The organism is Neorhizobium sp. LjRoot104 (assembly GCF_964253725.1).
Lineage (GTDB): Bacteria > Pseudomonadota > Alphaproteobacteria > Rhizobiales > Rhizobiaceae > Neorhizobium.
In genome coordinates this window covers 1-15,581 of sequence record NZ_CAXURS020000004.1, presented here as the reverse complement: position 1 = coordinate 15,581, position 15,581 = coordinate 1, and the positions used below count along the sequence as shown (strand labels likewise).

Sequence of the window (15,581 nt, the reverse complement as noted above, 5' to 3'; positions counted from 1 at the left end):
TCTCAAGGCCGGCGCCGTCCTGGCTGCGGCAATGCCGATCGCGGCAGGCATGGCTGGCAGCGCCGCCGCGCAGGAAGCCTCTGCCGCGACCGGGCAGAGCATCCAGATCACATCTAACCGCTCGACGCCCTCCGTGATCGGCGATCCGGCGCAATTCTCCGGCCATGCGGTGATCGATCCGCTCTTCCCGGCCAACGAGTTCACCGGAGCAACCGGCGGGCTGGTGACGTTCGCGCCGGGCGCGCGCACCGCCTGGCATACGCATCCGGCCGGCCAGATGCTGATCGTGACCGAGGGAAAGGGTTGGGTCCAGGAAGAAGGTGCTGAAAAGCGCGAAATCAAACCCGGCGATGTCGTCTGGATACCCGTGGGTGTCAATCACTGGCATGGCGCCACCGATACGTCGGGCATGGCGCACATCGCGATTTCCTACATGCGCGACGGCAGCAACGTGACCTGGGGCGAACTCGTCACGGACGACGAGTTCGCGAAATAACGCTCGCCGCACCGCCGAGACGCCAAAGGAAGCTTCGCGGCACTCTGCATCGGCGAAGCGCTGACAGACTTCCGTCTCATCCATAGCCGCAAAGTTCCAGACTTTGCGGCTTTCTCATTCAGGCGCCGCGAAATCCGGGCCTGGCGACGGAAGAGACATCCACGCCAACCGGCAAAGCGCTCAACTACGCGACGTCCGGTAGGCCGCCGATCAACTTGTCCAGCGTCACGGGATAGTCGCGCACGCGAACGCCGGTCGCGTCGTAAATGGCGTTGGCGATCGCAGCGGCCACGCCGCAAAGACCGAGTTCGCCGACCCCCTGCGCCTTCATCGGCGACGACATCGGATCCGTCTCGTCCATGAAGATCACCTCCTGATGCGGAATATCGGCATGGACCGGAACTTCGTAGCCGGCGAGATCATGGTTGACGAAAAAGCCGCGGCGGGTATCGACAACCAGTTCTTCCGACAGCGCGGCGCCCGCTCCCATCGTCATCGCGCCGATCACCTGGCTGCGGGCGGTGATCGGATTGAGAATCCGGCCGGCCGCACACACCGCCAGCATTCGGCGGATGCGGGTCTCTGCCGTCGCCCTGTCGACGCCGACCTCGACAAAATGCGCGCCGAATGTCGATTGCTGGTGCGTTTCGGAGAGCTTGCCCCATTCAATCTTGTCCTCGACCGTGATCCCGTCGGGACCGGCTGCCTCCGACAGTGGAACCGAGCGGCTGCCGGAGCGCACTTCGCCATTTTCGAAGCTGACGTCCTGCGTGTTGAGGCCGAGCTTCTTCGCCACCGCCTCGCGTAATTTGACACAGGCGGCATAGACGCCCGATGTCGAACAGTTGCCGCCGAACTGGCCGCCGGAGCCGGAGGATACGGGGAAGTGGGAATCGCCGAGATGAACGGCCACCTTGTCGAGGGGAAGGCCCAGCATTTCAGCGGCGGTCTGGGCGATAATCGTATAGCTGCCCGTGCCGATGTCGGTCATGTCCGTTTCGACGGTGACGACCCCCATCCTTGTCGAGCCGCACCCGCGCTCCGGACGGAACCAGCAGATTGTCGCGGAAGGCGGCAGCCATCCCCTGCCCGATCAGCCAGCTGCCATCGCGCCGCGCGCCCGGCGTGCCGCGCCCCTTCCAGCCGAACCGCTCAGCGCCGAGCTTGAGGCCGCCGAAAAGATCGCGATGCGATAACCGGCGCTCCGGATTTTCGGGATCGACCTGGGTGTCGTTGAGAATGCGGAACTCAACCGGATCCATGTCGAGTTTTTCCGCCATTTCGTCCATGGCGATTTCGAGCGCCATCAAGCCGGGCGCTTCCCCCGGCGCGCGCATCGAATTGCCTTCGGGGATATCGAGCGGAGGCGTCGCCTTAACCGGCTGGTGCGGATCGAGGCAATAGTCTATCGGCATGACTGACGATGCGTCCGCCCGATACAAACGCCACCGCTTTCCAGCCGAGATCATCGCGCATGCGGTATGGCTCTATTACCGGTTCCCGCTGAGCCTGCGCGATATCGAAGACCTGCTTGCCGAGCGCGGCATTGCCGTCTCGTTTCAGACCGTCTCAGAATGGACGACTAAGTTTGGCCTGAAATTCGCCCACCAACTCAAGCGGCGGTCGATCGGCAACTTCGCAGACAAATGGCATCTTGATGAGATGGTCGTATCGATCAAGGGCAAGAAATACTGGCTGTGGCGCGCCGTCGATGCCAACGGCTACGTTCTCGATGCTCTGCTGCAAAGCCGCAGAAACAAGGGAGCCGCTCTTCGGCTGATGCGCAAATTGTTGAAGAGCGAAGGTGTTGCGCCGCGCGTGATGGTGACAGACAAGCTGCGTTCTTATTCCGCCGCAAAGCGAGAGATCATGCTGGGGATCGAACACCGTTCGCACAAAGGGCTCAACAACCTCGCAGAAAATTCTCACCTTCCCGTTCGACGACGCGAGCGACGCATGATGCGGTTCAAGTCGACAGGTCAATGCCAACGTTTCGTCTCAACCCACGGCCAAATTGCCAATCTTTTCCAACTTCATCGAAAACACCTAAATGCCGCTGATCATCGCCAACTCCGCGCACTCGCCAGCGCCACCTGGCGTGAGATCGCGTTGCCGATCCAAGCCTGAAATTCAGGACAAAGAAATGATTGCGTCCTACGTCAGGTTAAGGCGACGCCACCCGCTGGCAGGCCCGGGTGCCGCGCATTCGGCGCCGGAGATGTTGCAGGCGATCTCGATATAGGCCGGCTTCCTCTCGCGCAGCGCGGTGCGGATCGCATGGTCGATCAGTGCCGGCGCCTCGTCGGCCGAGACGATGGAGACGGCGGCGCAGGTGAGCTTCCGTGCGATTTCGAGCTGATAGAGGAAATCCTGCGTGCCCAGCGTATGATGCAGCAGGTGCCCGGAGGCGTAGTCGTTGCTGTTCGGCGCGCCGGAGATGAGGATGACGGGCAGGTTTTCTGCATAGGCGCCGCCGATGGCGTTGAGCGCGGAAAGCGCGCCGACGCTATAGGTGACGACGGCGGCGGCCGCGCCGTTGGCGCGGGCGTAGCCTTCTGCGCTGAAGCCGCAGTTGAGCTCATTGGAGCAATAGACCTGCCTCAGATCCTTGTTCGTCAGAAGCTGGTCGAGCAGAACGAGATTGTAGTCGCCTGCAACCGCGAAATGATGCTTCAGTCCTATTTGGGAAAGACGGGCGGCGAGATAGGTTCCGACAGTGTATTTCACGGGAAACTCCATGTGTCTGTGACAAGAAAGATGAGTTTCCTTAGCAACCGTCTCGGATCGATACCTTATTCCGGATCAAAAAATGCGATTTTTCTTGAAACTGGTGGATTTCGGTAACGGAAGATTTCACCGTTCCGGAAATATTCGGAAGGCGGCGAGAGCCTGTTCGACGAGATGAAGATGCTCGACTGTGGACCGCCATTCCGGAGGGGCGGGCTCATCGACGAGGGGCAGGTCCTCCCCATCCGGCAGGCGTTCCTGCATGTTCTGGCCGTTGCTGATCTCGGCGCAGCGTCCGGCCACCCGTTCGACATGCGCCAGCAGGCCGTCTGGAACGGGCGTTGCGCCTTTTCGCAGGGCATCCGCCACCGACTCGCCGAAAAGCAGGGCCGAGGCGTAAAGGCGGATCGCGTGCCGGTCGTATCGCGCCGCGATCTCGTCGACCTGGCGTGCGACGAGGCGGCCGCGCAGCGACCACCGGGCGGAATTGCGCGCGGTGACGATGCCGGAACCGAGCGCGATGACGCTGTCATGGGCGCCCGACAGGCTATGCAGCGCGGCTTCACCCTTCTTCGGATCTCGCTCGCGCAAGGCTTCCGCGCATCTCGTAAAACCCGCGGCGAGGTTGCTCAGGAGGTCGCGGGCCGCGGCATCGACCATGCGGACGGGATCGGGCGTCAGCACGACCTGGCTGAAGAACAGGCCGACGGCGGCGCCGGTGGCGACGTCGAGCATGCGCACGGAGCCGGCATTGGCAGGCCCGAATGCGAGGACCAGGATCGCCGACACGCCCGCCTGGATGGGGACCACGGCGGAGAGCCCGTAGGTGGACGCCACGATGATTGCGATAAAGGCGGCGAGGCCGAGCCTGAAAAGCGGCACGCCGTCCGGCAGGAAGAGCGCCAGTTCGCCGACGACGATGCCGGTCGCGACGCCGATCAACAGCCCGATCGCCTGCCTGCCGTGGCTGGGCAGGCTGGGCGAAAGGCAGACGATCGCGCTGATCGCTGCGAAGAGGGGCTGCGGGTGCCCGAAAAGGTGCACGGCGAGCTCCCATGACAACACGGCTGCGACGGCGCAGGCAAGCGCATCGCGCCATGCCGCGGACAACCGCTCGGCAACCGTCAGCGAAAGGCTCTTCAAAACGATCTGCATTCCTGTTCCGTCCGCTTTCCCATGCATGCAGGGCTTGCCTGCCGTTCGACACGTTATCGGCGCCCGCCGACCTCATCAATGTGGTGCAGCATGTCGGCGGGGTCCTCATAGACGCGGAAGGCGCCGGACTGGCGCAGTTCGTCGAGCCCGTAGCCGCCGCTCAGCAGCCCGACGCCGAGCGCCCGGCAGCGAACCGCCGCCAGCATGTCCCAGACGCTGTCGCCGATGACCACCGCCGTCTCGATGGGTGCGCCGAGCCGTTCCGCCGCGGCCAAGAAGAGGTCGGGATCGGGCTTGCGTATTTGACCTGGTCGCGGGTGACGACAGGTATCCGCTGCGGGTCCACCCCGAGGGCCGCAAGGTTGACGGCGGCCGTCTCCATCCGCCCGCTCGTGGCGATCGCCCAGGAAATGCCGGCGTCCGTCAGCCAGGCGAGAAGCTCGCGCGCGCCGGGAAGCGGGCGGACACGGCCGGCCTGCCGCTGGTAGGCGGCCGCATGGCCCTGCCGCAGCCTTTCCACCCGCTCGGCGCTGATCTCCAGTCCGGTCTCGCGCAGGAGCTGGTTCGTGAACAGGCCGCCGCTCATGCCGATCTTGCGGTGGATGCGCCAGACGGACAGGTCGATGTCTTCCGCGTCGAGCGCGTCCTTCCAGGCGAGCACATGTTGGTAGACGCTGTCGACGAGCGTACCATCGAGATCGAAAAGAAAAACCGGCTTGATGCGCATGCTGTTTCTCCTGGTCGGACGAGTATGGCAGGTCAGATATGGCGCAGGATCTGGGCGAGGACAGGGGCGACGAGGATATTCATCAGCCCGACGAGCACCATGACGAGACCGGCGATCGAGCCTTCCTCCCTGCCGATCATGTGGGCCTTCGCGGTTCCCGCCCCATGCGCCCCGACCCCCAGGAGCGCGCCGCGCGCAAGCGCCGAGCGCAGCGGGAGCCATGCCAGGACGATATCGCCGAGCGCCGCGCCGAGGACGCCTGTCAGCACCACGAAGATCGCCGTCAGTTGCGGAATGCCGCCGATCTCGCCGGAAACCTCCATGGCGAAGGGCGTGCTGATCGAGCGCGGCAGCAGGCTGAGCCTGATCGCGCCGTCGAGGCCGACCACGGTTGCAAGGCCCCAGCCGGAGAGCACAGCGGTGGCCGTTCCGGCCAGCATGCCGGCGGCAAGCACCGGCCACTCCCGGCGGATGAGCGCGCGGTGCTCGTAGATCGGCACGGCGAATGCGACCATGGCCGGGCCGAGCAGGGCGACGAGCCACCCCGTGCCGCGGATGTAGTCCCGGTAGCTGGCGTGGAGCGAAAGGACCGCGATGACAAGAAGGACGGGCGTCACCGCCAGCGGCATCAGCCACCAACGCGGCCAGCGGCGGTGGAGGCGCTTGGCCGCGAGATAAAGGCCGATGGTGGCCAGGGACCAGAACAGGCCGCTAAACAGGCCCTGGGCGAGCGGATCATTCCACGACGTGATCGGCAGGGTCATTGCCTCGACCTCCATCTCCAGCAGAAATCGACGGTCAGCGCCGTCACGGCCATCACCGCAAGCGTTCCCACGAGGATCACGACGAGGATCTTCAGCCCGAGCAGGCCGAGGAATTCGGGATGGTCGATCACCGCCAGCACCGCCGGAACGAAGAAAAGCAGCATGTCGGCAAGGAACCATTGTGCGCCGCGCCGCATGCTGAAGACGCTGATGCGGTGGCTGGCCAGCAGCGCAAGCACGATCGCCATTCCGATGATGCCGCCGGGCAGCGGCAGGCCGACCAGCCGGGCCAGCGCTTCTCCGGCGAGCCAGAACGCAAGCAGGAAGCCCACCTGGAGCAGGCGGCTCGAATGGATGTGGCGACGGAATGAGACGGCGAACCTGCGAATGAACATGATCGTTCTCCTGAGGGAAATATATGTTGCGTCGCAGCATGATGGAAATGAATTGATTGAATAGATTATATTCTGATATGGAATTCTGATGGAAATCCGAACGCTCCGTGCCTTCGTCGAAGTCGTGCGCCAGGGGGGCTTCTCGCAGGCCGCCAAGACGATCTTCTCCACGCAATCGACCGTCAGCAAGGCGGTCAGGCAGCTTGAGGACGAGATCGGAACGCGGCTGCTCGACCGCATCGGCCATCGCAGCACGCTGACCGTCGCGGGAGAGGTCGTCTATCGCCGCGCGGTGAGAATCCTGGCGGAACGCGAAAGCCTGATGGCGGAACTCGACGACCTGCGCGGCCTCAAGCGCGGGACGCTGCGCCTCGGCCTTCCGCCGATCGGAAGCAGCACTCTGTTTGCGCCCCTGTTCGCCATCTATCGCAACCGCCATCCGTCGATCGACATCCGCCTTGCCGAACATGGCAGCGACCGGCTGGAGGAAATCCTGCATGTGGGCGAGATCGACCTCGCCGCCTCGCTTCTTCCTGTATCGGACGAGTTCGAATGGCAGGAGGTCCGCCGCGAGCCGCTGGTGGCCCTCCTGCAGACGGACCACGCGCTCGCAGCAAAGGCCTCCATCACCCTTGCGGAGCTGAAGGACCAGCCGTTTTTGCTGTTCGAGAGCGGCTTCGCGCTGAACAGGATCATCGTCGACGCCTGCCGGCGGGCGGGCGTCGAGCCCTCCGTCGCCGCGCGCAGCAGCCAGATCGATTTCATCGTAGAGCTGGCCGCCGCGGGTCTCGGCATAGCCTTCCTGCCGCGCATGATCGCCGAGCAGCGCAGCCACCCCGCCGTCCGCCACGTCACGCTCGTCGATCCCGGGACCGAATGGCATATCGCGATGATCTGGCGGCGCGGCGCCTATCTGTCGCATGCCGCGAAGGCCTGGCTGGCGCTGACGCGGGAATTTCATTCCGGCGATTGAGGGCAGCAACCTTTGCCTGCCGGTTCATTCTCGAAGGCGGCGATATATGCAAGTGGACTTTGCGATATCCGGAAACTATCAAATCACGACATGGATCTTTCAGTCGGGGGTTGACGTGGAGCTCAGGCATCTTCGGTATTTCGTCGCGGTCGCCGAGGAACGCCATTTCGGCCGGGCGGCCGAAAGGGTCGGTATCGGCCAGCCGCCGTTGAGCCAGCAGATCCAGGGGTGGCGTCGCCTTAACCTGACGTAGGACGCAATCATTTCTTTGTCCTGAATTTCAGGCTTGGATCGGCAACGCGATCTCACGCCAGGTGGCGCTGGCGAGTGCGCGGAGTTGGCGATGATCAGCGGCATTCAGGTGTTTTCGATGAAGTTGGAAAAGATTGGCAATTTGGCCGTGGGTTGAGACGAAACGTTGGCATTGACCTGTCGACTTGAACCGCATCATGCGTCGCTCGCGTCGTCGAACGGGAAGGTGAGAATTTTCTGCGAGGTTGTTGAGCCCTTTGTGCGAACGGTGTTCGATCCCCAGCATGATCTCTCGCTTTGCGGCGGAATAAGAACGCAGCTTGTCTGTCACCATCACGCGCGGCGCAACACCTTCGCTCTTCAACAATTTGCGCATCAGCCGAAGAGCGGCTCCCTTGTTTCTGCGGCTTTGCAGCAGAGCATCGAGAACGTAGCCGTTGGCATCGACGGCGCGCCACAGCCAGTATTTCTTGCCCTTGATCGATACGACCATCTCATCAAGATGCCATTTGTCTGCGAAGTTGCCGATCGACCGCCGCTTGAGTTGGTGGGCGAATTTCAGGCCAAACTTAGTCGTCCATTCTGAGACGGTCTGAAACGAGACGGCAATGCCGCGCTCGGCAAGCAGGTCTTCGATATCGCGCAGGCTCAGCGGGAACCGGTAATAGAGCCATACCGCATGCGCGATGATCTCGGCTGGAAAGCGGTGGCGTTTGTATCGGGCGGACGCATCGTCAGTCATGCCGATAGACTATTGCCTCGATCCGCACCAGCCGGTTAAGGCGACGCCTCCCCTCATGGGCATCGGAGACGACGAGCTTGACGCCACGCAGACCCCGCCTGGTCAGCTTTCGAAGAAACTCGGTCCAGATCGCCTCGGCCTCGGATGTGCCGATCTCCATACCGAGCACCTCGCGTCGACCGTCGGTGTTGACGCCGACGGCGATGATGACGGCAACGGAGACGATGCGCCCGCCGCGCCGGACCTTGAGGTAGGTCGCATCGATCCAAAGGTAGGGCCATTCCCCTTCGATGGGCCTGTCGAGAAAGGCCTTCACCTTCTCGTCGATCTCCTCGCAGAGCCGGGATACCTGGCTCTTGGAGATGCCCGACATGCCCATGGCCTTAACGAGGTCATCGACGGATCGGGTCGAGACGCCTTGGATATAGGCCTCTTGGATCACCGCCGTCAGGGCCTTCTCTGCCATGCGGCGTGGTTCGAGAAAGCTCGGGAAATAGCTGCCTGTGCGAAGCTTTGGAATGCGCAGCTCGACGGTGCCCGCCCGTGTCTCCCAGTCCCGGTCGCGATAGCCGTTGCGCTGGGCAAGTCGGAAGCCATTCTTCTCGCCATAACCCGCGCCCGTCTTTGTGCCGACCTCCAGCGCCATCAGCTTCTCGGCAGCGAAGCCGATCATCTCGCGCAGCAAATCGGCGTCGGCGCTCTTCTCAACGAGTGAGCGCAGGTTCATCATGTCGTCGGTCATCGGTGGTGTCCCTCAGGTTGGTCATAAGCAACCCGACCCTACCGGAAATCACCGATGGCTATGAAATCCAGCTACACCACTCCATGGGACACGATCTGGCACCGATCGTCTGCGCCTCTTCCGTGTCAACCGTCGTGATCTCTGCGGTTTTCCGCAGCGAGCGGATACCGTCGGCCCACAACGCCCAATCCGGCGACTGTGCGGCGATGCGCCGGCGGGTGCGCAGCACGTCGCGGGCGATGCGCTCGTCGAGACGGGTCAGCACGATCCCGGCGTCGAAAGTAGGCCGCAGCAAGTTAGAAATGCCGATTTTCGAAGGATCGTAAGTCATTGAAATCATGGTAAACGAACCGTTAAACGGACGCTATTTCTCATTTACCGTCCGTCACTGAGTACGATCCTATGTCTGCGATCTAGCCTCCGATAAGTACCTCTTATCGGAGGTGATTGATTTCAGGCCGCAAATCAGTAAAACTGGGCGCAGGGACGGTCACAAAGGACCCATCTTGCTTGATATTACAGATCAAAGACGCGGCCGGCCAAAGTTCGCGACCGCAGCCAAGCCGCTACTCGCTGCGGGCCGTGGCGCGATGGCGCTGGCCGCGCGCCAGTTCGACAAAGCGGCGCTTGATCTCGTTGAACAATGCCGGTGGCAAAGGGCCAAGGTAGCCTGTTTCGCTGTCAACGGGCCGGACATCCGGTCCCGGCCAGACAAACCGGTTGCTTTCCGTCAGGATAATCCAGGATCGTTCGTCGTCCAGTCCGAGACGCTGTTTTGTCGCCGGCGGGATTTCGATCGCGTCACTAGGATCAGAGGGCGGCGAGTGCGTGATCGGCAGGACACGGACTGCGGGCGTGCCATCGTCCAGGGTCGCAACAATCGCCAACACCAGCGCCGGGCGGTCCTTGTCGCCCTCCTCCCGGCCTTCGAGATGCTGCCAATGCCAGAGATAGGAATAACGAAAAACCCAACCGACTTTTGGTTCAGTCGGCAGCATGTTTGCCCGTCAGCAGTTCGGCGTTTAGATGATCGAGACCCGACTCCATCTGAGACGCTTCAATGGCGGCAAGTTCATCGTCACTCATCGCCGTGGTGAGATCTACGCGACGGTCGCGTCTGGCCAGACGCAGATAGTCCTCATAGGCGATCAGAACCGTGCGCGGCCGGCCGTTCTTGGTGATAATCACCGGCTCGCGAACTGCGGCATCCTGATAGGCGCCAAAATTCTTGGAAACGGCTGCTGCTGTCACAGTCGAGGTCATGGCATAACTCCTTTATTCCGGAATATACGGGCTTTCCGCAACTTTTGCAAACGTACGATTAGCATTGGACATGTACCATGACGAAAAAGACCTTGTCGGTATCGTCGGTCACCCAGAATGTTTTAAACCGCGCCGAAAAGCTCGACAACATCGCGGCGGTGCTGCCGATCGACCGACGTGACAAGCTTGCCGAAATCCTGACCGACCAGGACGTCGAGACCCTGCGTCATCTGGTCAACGAAGGTATGGGTGAGAATACGCTGCGGGCGTTGACCTCCGATCTCGGCTATCTCGAAGCCTGGTCGCATGCCGCGACTGGCACCGCCCTTCCTTGGCCGGGGCCTGAGGCGCTGCTCCTCAAGTTTGTCGCCCATCACCTCTGGGACCCAGCGAGGCGCGAAACCGATCCGGACCATGGCATGCCAGCTGAGGTTGACCAGGCCCTTCGAGATGGCGGCTTTCTCAGATCAACCGGGCCGCACGCGCCCGATACCGTGCGCCGTCGTCTGGCCAACTGGTCGACACTGACTAAGTGGCGCGGTTTCGACGGCGCTTTCGCCTCCCCTGCCCTTAAGTCCGCGATCCGGCTCGCCGTTCGTGCCGTGCCACGCCAACGCCGCCGCAAGAGCGCCAAGGCGGTCACCGGCGACATCATGGCAAAAATGCTGGCCACTTGTGCAGGCGAAAGCCTTCGTGACATCCGCGATCGGGCTATCCTGATGGTTGGCTTTGCGTCGGGTGGGCGCCGTCGCAGCGAGATTGCCGGGTTGCGCAGGGAACAGTTGACGGCTGAGCGGCCGATCGCCGTTGAGGGCGGTGCTCCCCTGCCCTCGCTGTCAATCCATCTCGGCCGCACGAAGACCAGCAGCGGCGACAGCGATGAAGTTGTCTACCTGACCGGCCGGCCGGTTGATGCCCTGAACGCCTGGCTTGTTGCCGCCAAGATTGAAAGTGGCAGTGTGTTTCGGGCGATTGATCGCTGGGGAAATGTCTCCCGTCGGGCGCTCGATCCGAAGGCGATCAACGATATTGTCAAAAAGCGGGCGACTATGGCCCGGCTGGAGGCGGGGGAGTTTTCCGCGCATGGGTTGCGGTCGGGCTATCTGACCGAAGCCGCAAACCGAGGCATTCCTTTGCCGGAGGCGATGGAGCAGTCGCGCCACCGATCGGTACAGCAGGCGTCAAGCTACTACAACAACGCGACCCGTCGGAGCGGCCGGGCTACGCGATTATTATAAGGGCGCCGTCGTCCTCCGCACAGCCATGACAGCATGTTCACTGAAACTGTATTTCCGTGGCATTGGCGAAACGAGCTGGTAAACGAAGGTCATGCTCAAGGCGCATTTCGTCGCGCTGTTTCCCAAAGCAACGCTGAAGCTTCTATCTACTCTACCGCGCGGCGGAAAGAACGACCAATGCTGCCACTTTCGAAATACGTTCGGCTATTTCAGTTGCAAACTCCTGTTTTGACTCCTGATCTGGACCGCGCAGGCGATTAAGAAACCTTAGCTGCAACAGGGGGTTAGTTTGTTGTCAGCTGCCTACAATCGACGGCTTCCGAAAGCTCCTGGGATCGGGGACATCACGCACTTATAGCCCCGCCAGAGTTCACTTTCAAAAGCGCCATTATCATCGGGCCGAGCGAAAACTCACCGCGGCGAGTTCTGGAGGTGAGATCGCGGAGATAGCCACCAGCCGAATTGATGTGCCCAGCTCGCTCAAGTATCGCTGCCATCGCGACGGCCGCATTCTCGGCGCCCATTGCCTCGCAAGCGTCCTGATACGCTGAAGCGCTTACTCCCAAGGTCGACCGAACCACGACTGCGGCGGACATCAAGTCCCTCCAACTCTGGACCTGGCCTTCGGGCGCATAGGCCGCAATTTCAGGGCACGCTCGCATCACCAAACCAATAGGGAAACTCTTTAGCGGCTCCGCCGGTCGGTCTGACTTTAACATCGGTTTCTCGCCCTGCTCTTTTTCTGAGCTAGGTTCAAATTCATTTATAGATTCGGTATTTGAATTCTGTATGTGCTGACGGATTTCGTTATCATTGGTAGCGGTTTTTTGTGAAAAGACGTTGCTTTCCAATACGCTGAGTACACCTTCGCGCAATAGTTCTAGTTCGTCCAGGATCGATTCAAGGGCCTCAATAGACTTGGCGGTCCGAAGCCTTGCTACGGCCCCTATGTAGATTGTCTCCATCGTCGTCCAGTCGCCAGACGCACCATCTTCAACAGCAGCCGTGATAAGCTTACGCACGTCCCTGCGCGCGATAGTCGTCCGCTCCTTAACTACCTTGAAGCGTCGTGCCTCCTCGGCCACCCGCTGCGCCATGAGAGCAAGTTCTTCCGCCCTCGCAAGCAATGGGGCAAGACTGAACCCATATGCTGTCTCCACCTCGCCGTCCTTGCCACGTCTCACGTAGCGTTTACCATTGGGGCTGTCGTTACGATTTATCAGTCCGGCACCCACCAATACAGCCAAGTTCTCTCTCAGAGTCGTGCCCGCGATGCCGTTCGCTCGTGCGCTCAGTTGAGCATTAGACGGAAAGACAACAAGGTTCGCATCTTCGCTGAGGTCCGTCTCTGGATAAAACGACAGGAGAGCGTTGAGCACAGCAAGCGCCCTATCGCGCAGGCCAAGTAGCGCGCGTGCTTCGCAGGCGTCGCGGTATACTTTCCATTTGTCCGCAACTTTCCCCTTACGGATGTCCGCTGTCTGGAGTTGGGTCCTGACCAAGGCAAGCGTCATCGGCCGCCGCCCGAATGGCGTCGTTACACTTCCACTTCGCATTTTTCTTTCACCTTTCGATCGGCAAAAGGAATCAGCTCACCAAATCGGTGCCAAAGACTATTGACTGGGATTCATGGAAATGCGATTCTCAGGCTGCTTAGACCAATGAGAGAGGCTTCCACGACGGCAACGTTTGGGGGCCTTTTTCTTTTGCGGTTTCTTCCTTTTCTAACCTTCGGATCCGGGCTCGGTCTGCCGGAATTTCTCGTAAAGATCAGGAATTCGATCCATCACGAACTTGGCAAACGCCTCGTCCCGATCTCTATCAATCTCAATTTTACAAACCCTGCCGGAGACCGCGAGGGTAGCGATCTTAGTACCCTCGGCAGACTTTACGGAAAGTACCGGCGTCTTTTCCGCGCTCGGTCTATCGATCGCCTTTATCGCGCGAAGAACCGCGATAAAGCGATCATCCGAAGTCTTATGACCAAAAGACTTGTCAGTTGTAGCCTTACGCGCTTTGCTTTCCGCTCCTGCATTTTTCAGACCGTCAGCAAGCTCCTGCCACCGCGGACGACCTATCTTCGGAGCCCGGCCGATCGCTTCGGCCAGCCAACCTGGAACTGCGCGGCCTACGTTGATGAGCTTGGATGCTTCCTGCCGATCAACCGACAGCGCGGTTTGAATGAGAGTCCTCTCAAACCCGCCTTCCTCGAGTTTCAGCGCGAACATTGAACGCTCTATAAAGGTAAGATCTTCACGAGCTGAATTTTCAATGCCTTGTGCGACAACAAGGCGATCGTCACTAAGTTCGCGCACGTAAGCCTTGACCTTAAGACCAAGCTCAGTGGCAGCTCGTACGCGACGATGGCCATAAGAAATCTGGTAACGGCCAATCTCAGTGGGATGAGCCCGTACCAGAATTGGTATTTCTTGCCCGTGCTCAAGGAAAGAGGCTTTGAGAGCTTCGACAGCCGAAGCATCCTGATCCGCAAAACGATCGGCGAAAGGGGATGGGTCGATAAGAGACGGATCGAGGTCAATCGGAAGAGCGCCGTCAGCAACTTTTTGCTTGAGTTCTTCGTAGTCCCTCTCAACTTCCGAAAAAGTGTCCTTCAACGACCGAACCGCTCCTGACGCTACGCGCTGCATTGGTTGACGTGTGTCCGCGGTCGGCGCCTCATCAGGCCCTGCGGCAAAGAGATTGCGAACTGACTGAGTTCGTTTGCTCATCTATCATTTCCCCAATCAGAACGTTTAACTACTAGCCCCGACGACATCACGTCGTCAGCTGACAACAAGTTAAGCGATTGATTCTTTTGAGAGCGGAGCACCATCATCGACCCCACACTTCATTGATTAGGCCGACAGCTTCGTGATTCACGGCACTAATGGATTCCATCGCGCGATCATAGGTCGATCGACCGACCGCACCACGCGACAACTCGTAAAGAGATTGCTTGGTCAAACCGGCATTGGCAATTGCGGTCGATTTCCATGCTGCCGCAGCCATCACATCGGTACCGAATACATCCCGAAGTAAACCGACGATTTCCTGTTCAGGTACATCTCGGGGATCATGGCGGGTCACAAGGAACCTCAGAAAATCATAGTCGAGCTTACCTCCCGCCTCTTCGATTACGGAGACAAGATCGGACGTCATTAGGAGAAATTGGCTCATGGAAGCTACGTCCACCATTTGTGGGTGGACGGTGACAATCATTCCTGTCGCTGCATTCAGAGCACCCATGGTGAGGAAGCCAAGCTGAGGAGGGCAATCAACAACTACAATGTCGTACTCGTCTTTGACCTGATCAATGGCGCTTGCAACACGCCTGAAAAACAAATCTTCTGGCCGTCCTCGGTTCTGAAGCATAAATCGCGGGGTCTGATGCTCAAACTCCATCAGCTCCAGATTGCCGGGAACTATGCTGATGCCAGTGAAGTAGGTCTTGCGGATCACATCTTTCATCGCCACACGCTGGTCATCATACCGGATGGCGCCGTATATCGTGGTATTCTCCGCAACATCGAATTCGGGCTGATAACCAAACATCGCGGAGAGCGAGGCCTGGGGATCAAGATCTATGGCAAGGACTCGATAACCCTGGAGCGCCAGACCCTGCGCAAGATATAGAGATGTCGTCGTCTTGGCCGAGCCACCCTTAAAATTGGCGACAGTGATGATTTGAAGTTTTTCACCCTCCCGGCGACGGGGCCAGAAACGCGCCGCTTCCTTAGGACGTGCCTCGGCGAGGTACTGGCGCAAGCCATTGATTTGTTCAAGTGTATAGGAGCGTCGGCCACCGGTCCCAATATCAGGTGCCGGGCCGAGGCCATCTAGGGAGAGTTGGCGCAGGTAGCCATCCGAAACACCAACGATCTCGGCTACCTCCCCAGAGGTGAACGACCGAAGCGACTTCTGCGCGGTCGGGGGAAAGGCGCGCTCACCGACCGCACGGAGTCTCGCGGATAGAGCTTCCGCGCGCTGCGTAATATGTGCGGACGTTGCTGCCCTACTGATGTGCCTGTCGATCACGTTCACTTTAGCCTCAGGTTCAAGACGGTTTATCAGCGTCAGACGCGCTATTACCGTCTGAAGATAGCGCAC

The 15,581-nt window shown here is 60.3% G+C and carries 14 protein-coding genes and 5 pseudogenes; 5 read left to right on the top strand and 14 right to left on the bottom strand.

Annotation, left to right across the window (positions count from 1 at the left end):
• Positions 1-49 precede the first annotated feature (49 nt).
• Positions 50-496 (top strand): (R)-mandelonitrile lyase, encoded by a 447-nt coding sequence (locus ACSQ8R_RS32360; protein ID WP_046797748.1) that lies wholly within the window; start codon positions 50-52, stop codon positions 494-496.
• 184 nt (positions 497-680) lie between these two features.
• Here the strand turns inward: ACSQ8R_RS32360 and ACSQ8R_RS32355 are convergent.
• Positions 681-1,857: pseudogene (locus ACSQ8R_RS32355) on the bottom strand (molybdopterin cofactor-binding domain-containing protein); the annotation flags it as partial.
• A gap of 52 nt (positions 1,858-1,909) precedes the next feature.
• Here ACSQ8R_RS32355 and ACSQ8R_RS32350 point away from each other — a divergent pair.
• Complete coding sequence (locus ACSQ8R_RS32350; protein WP_046797678.1) at positions 1,910-2,623, top strand: IS6-like element ISRsp9 family transposase; 714 nt, start codon at positions 1,910-1,912, stop codon at positions 2,621-2,623.
• Between the two features lie 27 nt (positions 2,624-2,650).
• On the opposite strand, the gene ACSQ8R_RS32345 is transcribed toward ACSQ8R_RS32350, so the two are convergent.
• The 5 genes and pseudogenes from ACSQ8R_RS32345 to ACSQ8R_RS32325 all read right to left on the bottom strand — a co-directional run bounded on the left by ACSQ8R_RS32345 (position 2,651) and on the right by ACSQ8R_RS32325 (position 6,264).
• The gene (locus ACSQ8R_RS32345) at positions 2,651-3,223 is read right to left on the bottom strand and encodes a thiamine pyrophosphate-binding protein (RefSeq protein ID WP_245282238.1); all 573 of its coding nucleotides are present in this window, start codon (positions 3,221-3,223) and stop codon (positions 2,651-2,653) included.
• A 126-nt stretch (positions 3,224-3,349) separates the two neighbouring features.
• Positions 3,350-4,378: an FUSC family protein gene (locus tag ACSQ8R_RS32340; RefSeq protein ID WP_046797680.1), complete on the bottom strand. Its 1,029-nt coding sequence runs from the start codon at positions 4,376-4,378 to the stop codon at positions 3,350-3,352.
• Positions 4,379-4,431: 53 nt separating this feature from the next.
• A pseudogene (locus ACSQ8R_RS32335) lies at positions 4,432-5,105 on the bottom strand (HAD family hydrolase).
• Between the two features lie 32 nt (positions 5,106-5,137).
• Positions 5,138-5,869 (bottom strand): LrgB family protein, encoded by a 732-nt coding sequence (locus tag ACSQ8R_RS32330; RefSeq protein WP_046797681.1) that lies wholly within the window; start codon positions 5,867-5,869, stop codon positions 5,138-5,140.
• A complete protein-coding gene (locus ACSQ8R_RS32325; RefSeq protein WP_046797682.1) occupies positions 5,866-6,264 on the bottom strand; it encodes a CidA/LrgA family protein in 399 nt (132 codons plus the stop codon). Before ACSQ8R_RS32325 ends, ACSQ8R_RS32330 begins: the two co-directional genes overlap by 4 nt.
• Before the next feature lie 88 nt (positions 6,265-6,352).
• Between ACSQ8R_RS32325 and ACSQ8R_RS32320 the strand changes: the two genes are divergently transcribed.
• The gene (locus tag ACSQ8R_RS32320) at positions 6,353-7,237 is read left to right on the top strand and encodes a LysR family transcriptional regulator (RefSeq protein ID WP_046797683.1); all 885 of its coding nucleotides are present in this window, start codon (positions 6,353-6,355) and stop codon (positions 7,235-7,237) included.
• A gap of 115 nt (positions 7,238-7,352) precedes the next feature.
• Positions 7,353-7,475: pseudogene (locus ACSQ8R_RS32315) on the top strand (LysR family transcriptional regulator); the annotation flags it as partial.
• A 42-nt stretch (positions 7,476-7,517) separates the two neighbouring features.
• On the opposite strand, the gene ACSQ8R_RS32310 reads toward ACSQ8R_RS32315, so the two are convergent.
• The 5 genes and pseudogenes from ACSQ8R_RS32310 to ACSQ8R_RS32290 all read right to left on the bottom strand — a co-directional run bounded on the left by ACSQ8R_RS32310 (position 7,518) and on the right by ACSQ8R_RS32290 (position 10,236).
• A complete protein-coding gene (locus ACSQ8R_RS32310; protein ID WP_046797678.1) occupies positions 7,518-8,231 on the bottom strand; it encodes an IS6-like element ISRsp9 family transposase in 714 nt (237 codons plus the stop codon).
• Between the two features lie 49 nt (positions 8,232-8,280).
• A pseudogene (locus ACSQ8R_RS32305) lies at positions 8,281-8,973 on the bottom strand (IS256 family transposase); the annotation flags it as partial.
• Between the two features lie 100 nt (positions 8,974-9,073).
• Positions 9,074-9,313 (bottom strand): annotated as a pseudogene (locus tag ACSQ8R_RS32300) (RHE_PE00001 family protein); the annotation flags it as partial.
• A gap of 226 nt (positions 9,314-9,539) precedes the next feature.
• Entirely contained in the window at positions 9,540-9,971 is a 432-nt protein-coding gene (locus tag ACSQ8R_RS32295) for an mRNA interferase PemK (protein ID WP_046797677.1), read from the bottom strand.
• The gene (locus ACSQ8R_RS32290) at positions 9,958-10,236 is read right to left on the bottom strand and encodes a type II toxin-antitoxin system Phd/YefM family antitoxin (protein WP_015647672.1); all 279 of its coding nucleotides are present in this window, start codon (positions 10,234-10,236) and stop codon (positions 9,958-9,960) included. The genes ACSQ8R_RS32295 and ACSQ8R_RS32290 overlap by 14 nt, the downstream gene beginning before the upstream one ends.
• Positions 10,237-10,313: 77 nt before the next feature.
• On the opposite strand from ACSQ8R_RS32290, the gene ACSQ8R_RS32285 reads away from it, so the two are divergent.
• Complete coding sequence (locus ACSQ8R_RS32285; protein WP_046797676.1) at positions 10,314-11,474, top strand: site-specific integrase; 1,161 nt, start codon at positions 10,314-10,316, stop codon at positions 11,472-11,474.
• Positions 11,475-11,818: 344 nt separating this feature from the next.
• Here ACSQ8R_RS32285 and repC read toward each other — a convergent pair whose 3' ends face one another.
• The 3 genes from repC to repA form a co-directional block, all read right to left on the bottom strand.
• Positions 11,819-13,030 (bottom strand): plasmid replication protein RepC, encoded by a 1,212-nt coding sequence (repC, locus tag ACSQ8R_RS32280; RefSeq protein WP_046797675.1) that lies wholly within the window; start codon positions 13,028-13,030, stop codon positions 11,819-11,821.
• A gap of 168 nt (positions 13,031-13,198) precedes the next feature.
• Positions 13,199-14,203, bottom strand: coding sequence for a plasmid partitioning protein RepB (repB, locus tag ACSQ8R_RS32275; RefSeq protein WP_046797674.1), 1,005 nt, complete (start codon positions 14,201-14,203; stop codon positions 13,199-13,201).
• A 103-nt stretch (positions 14,204-14,306) separates the two neighbouring features.
• The gene (repA, locus tag ACSQ8R_RS32270) at positions 14,307-15,509 is read right to left on the bottom strand and encodes a plasmid partitioning protein RepA (RefSeq protein WP_420883540.1); all 1,203 of its coding nucleotides are present in this window, start codon (positions 15,507-15,509) and stop codon (positions 14,307-14,309) included.
• Positions 15,510-15,581 lie beyond the last annotated feature (72 nt).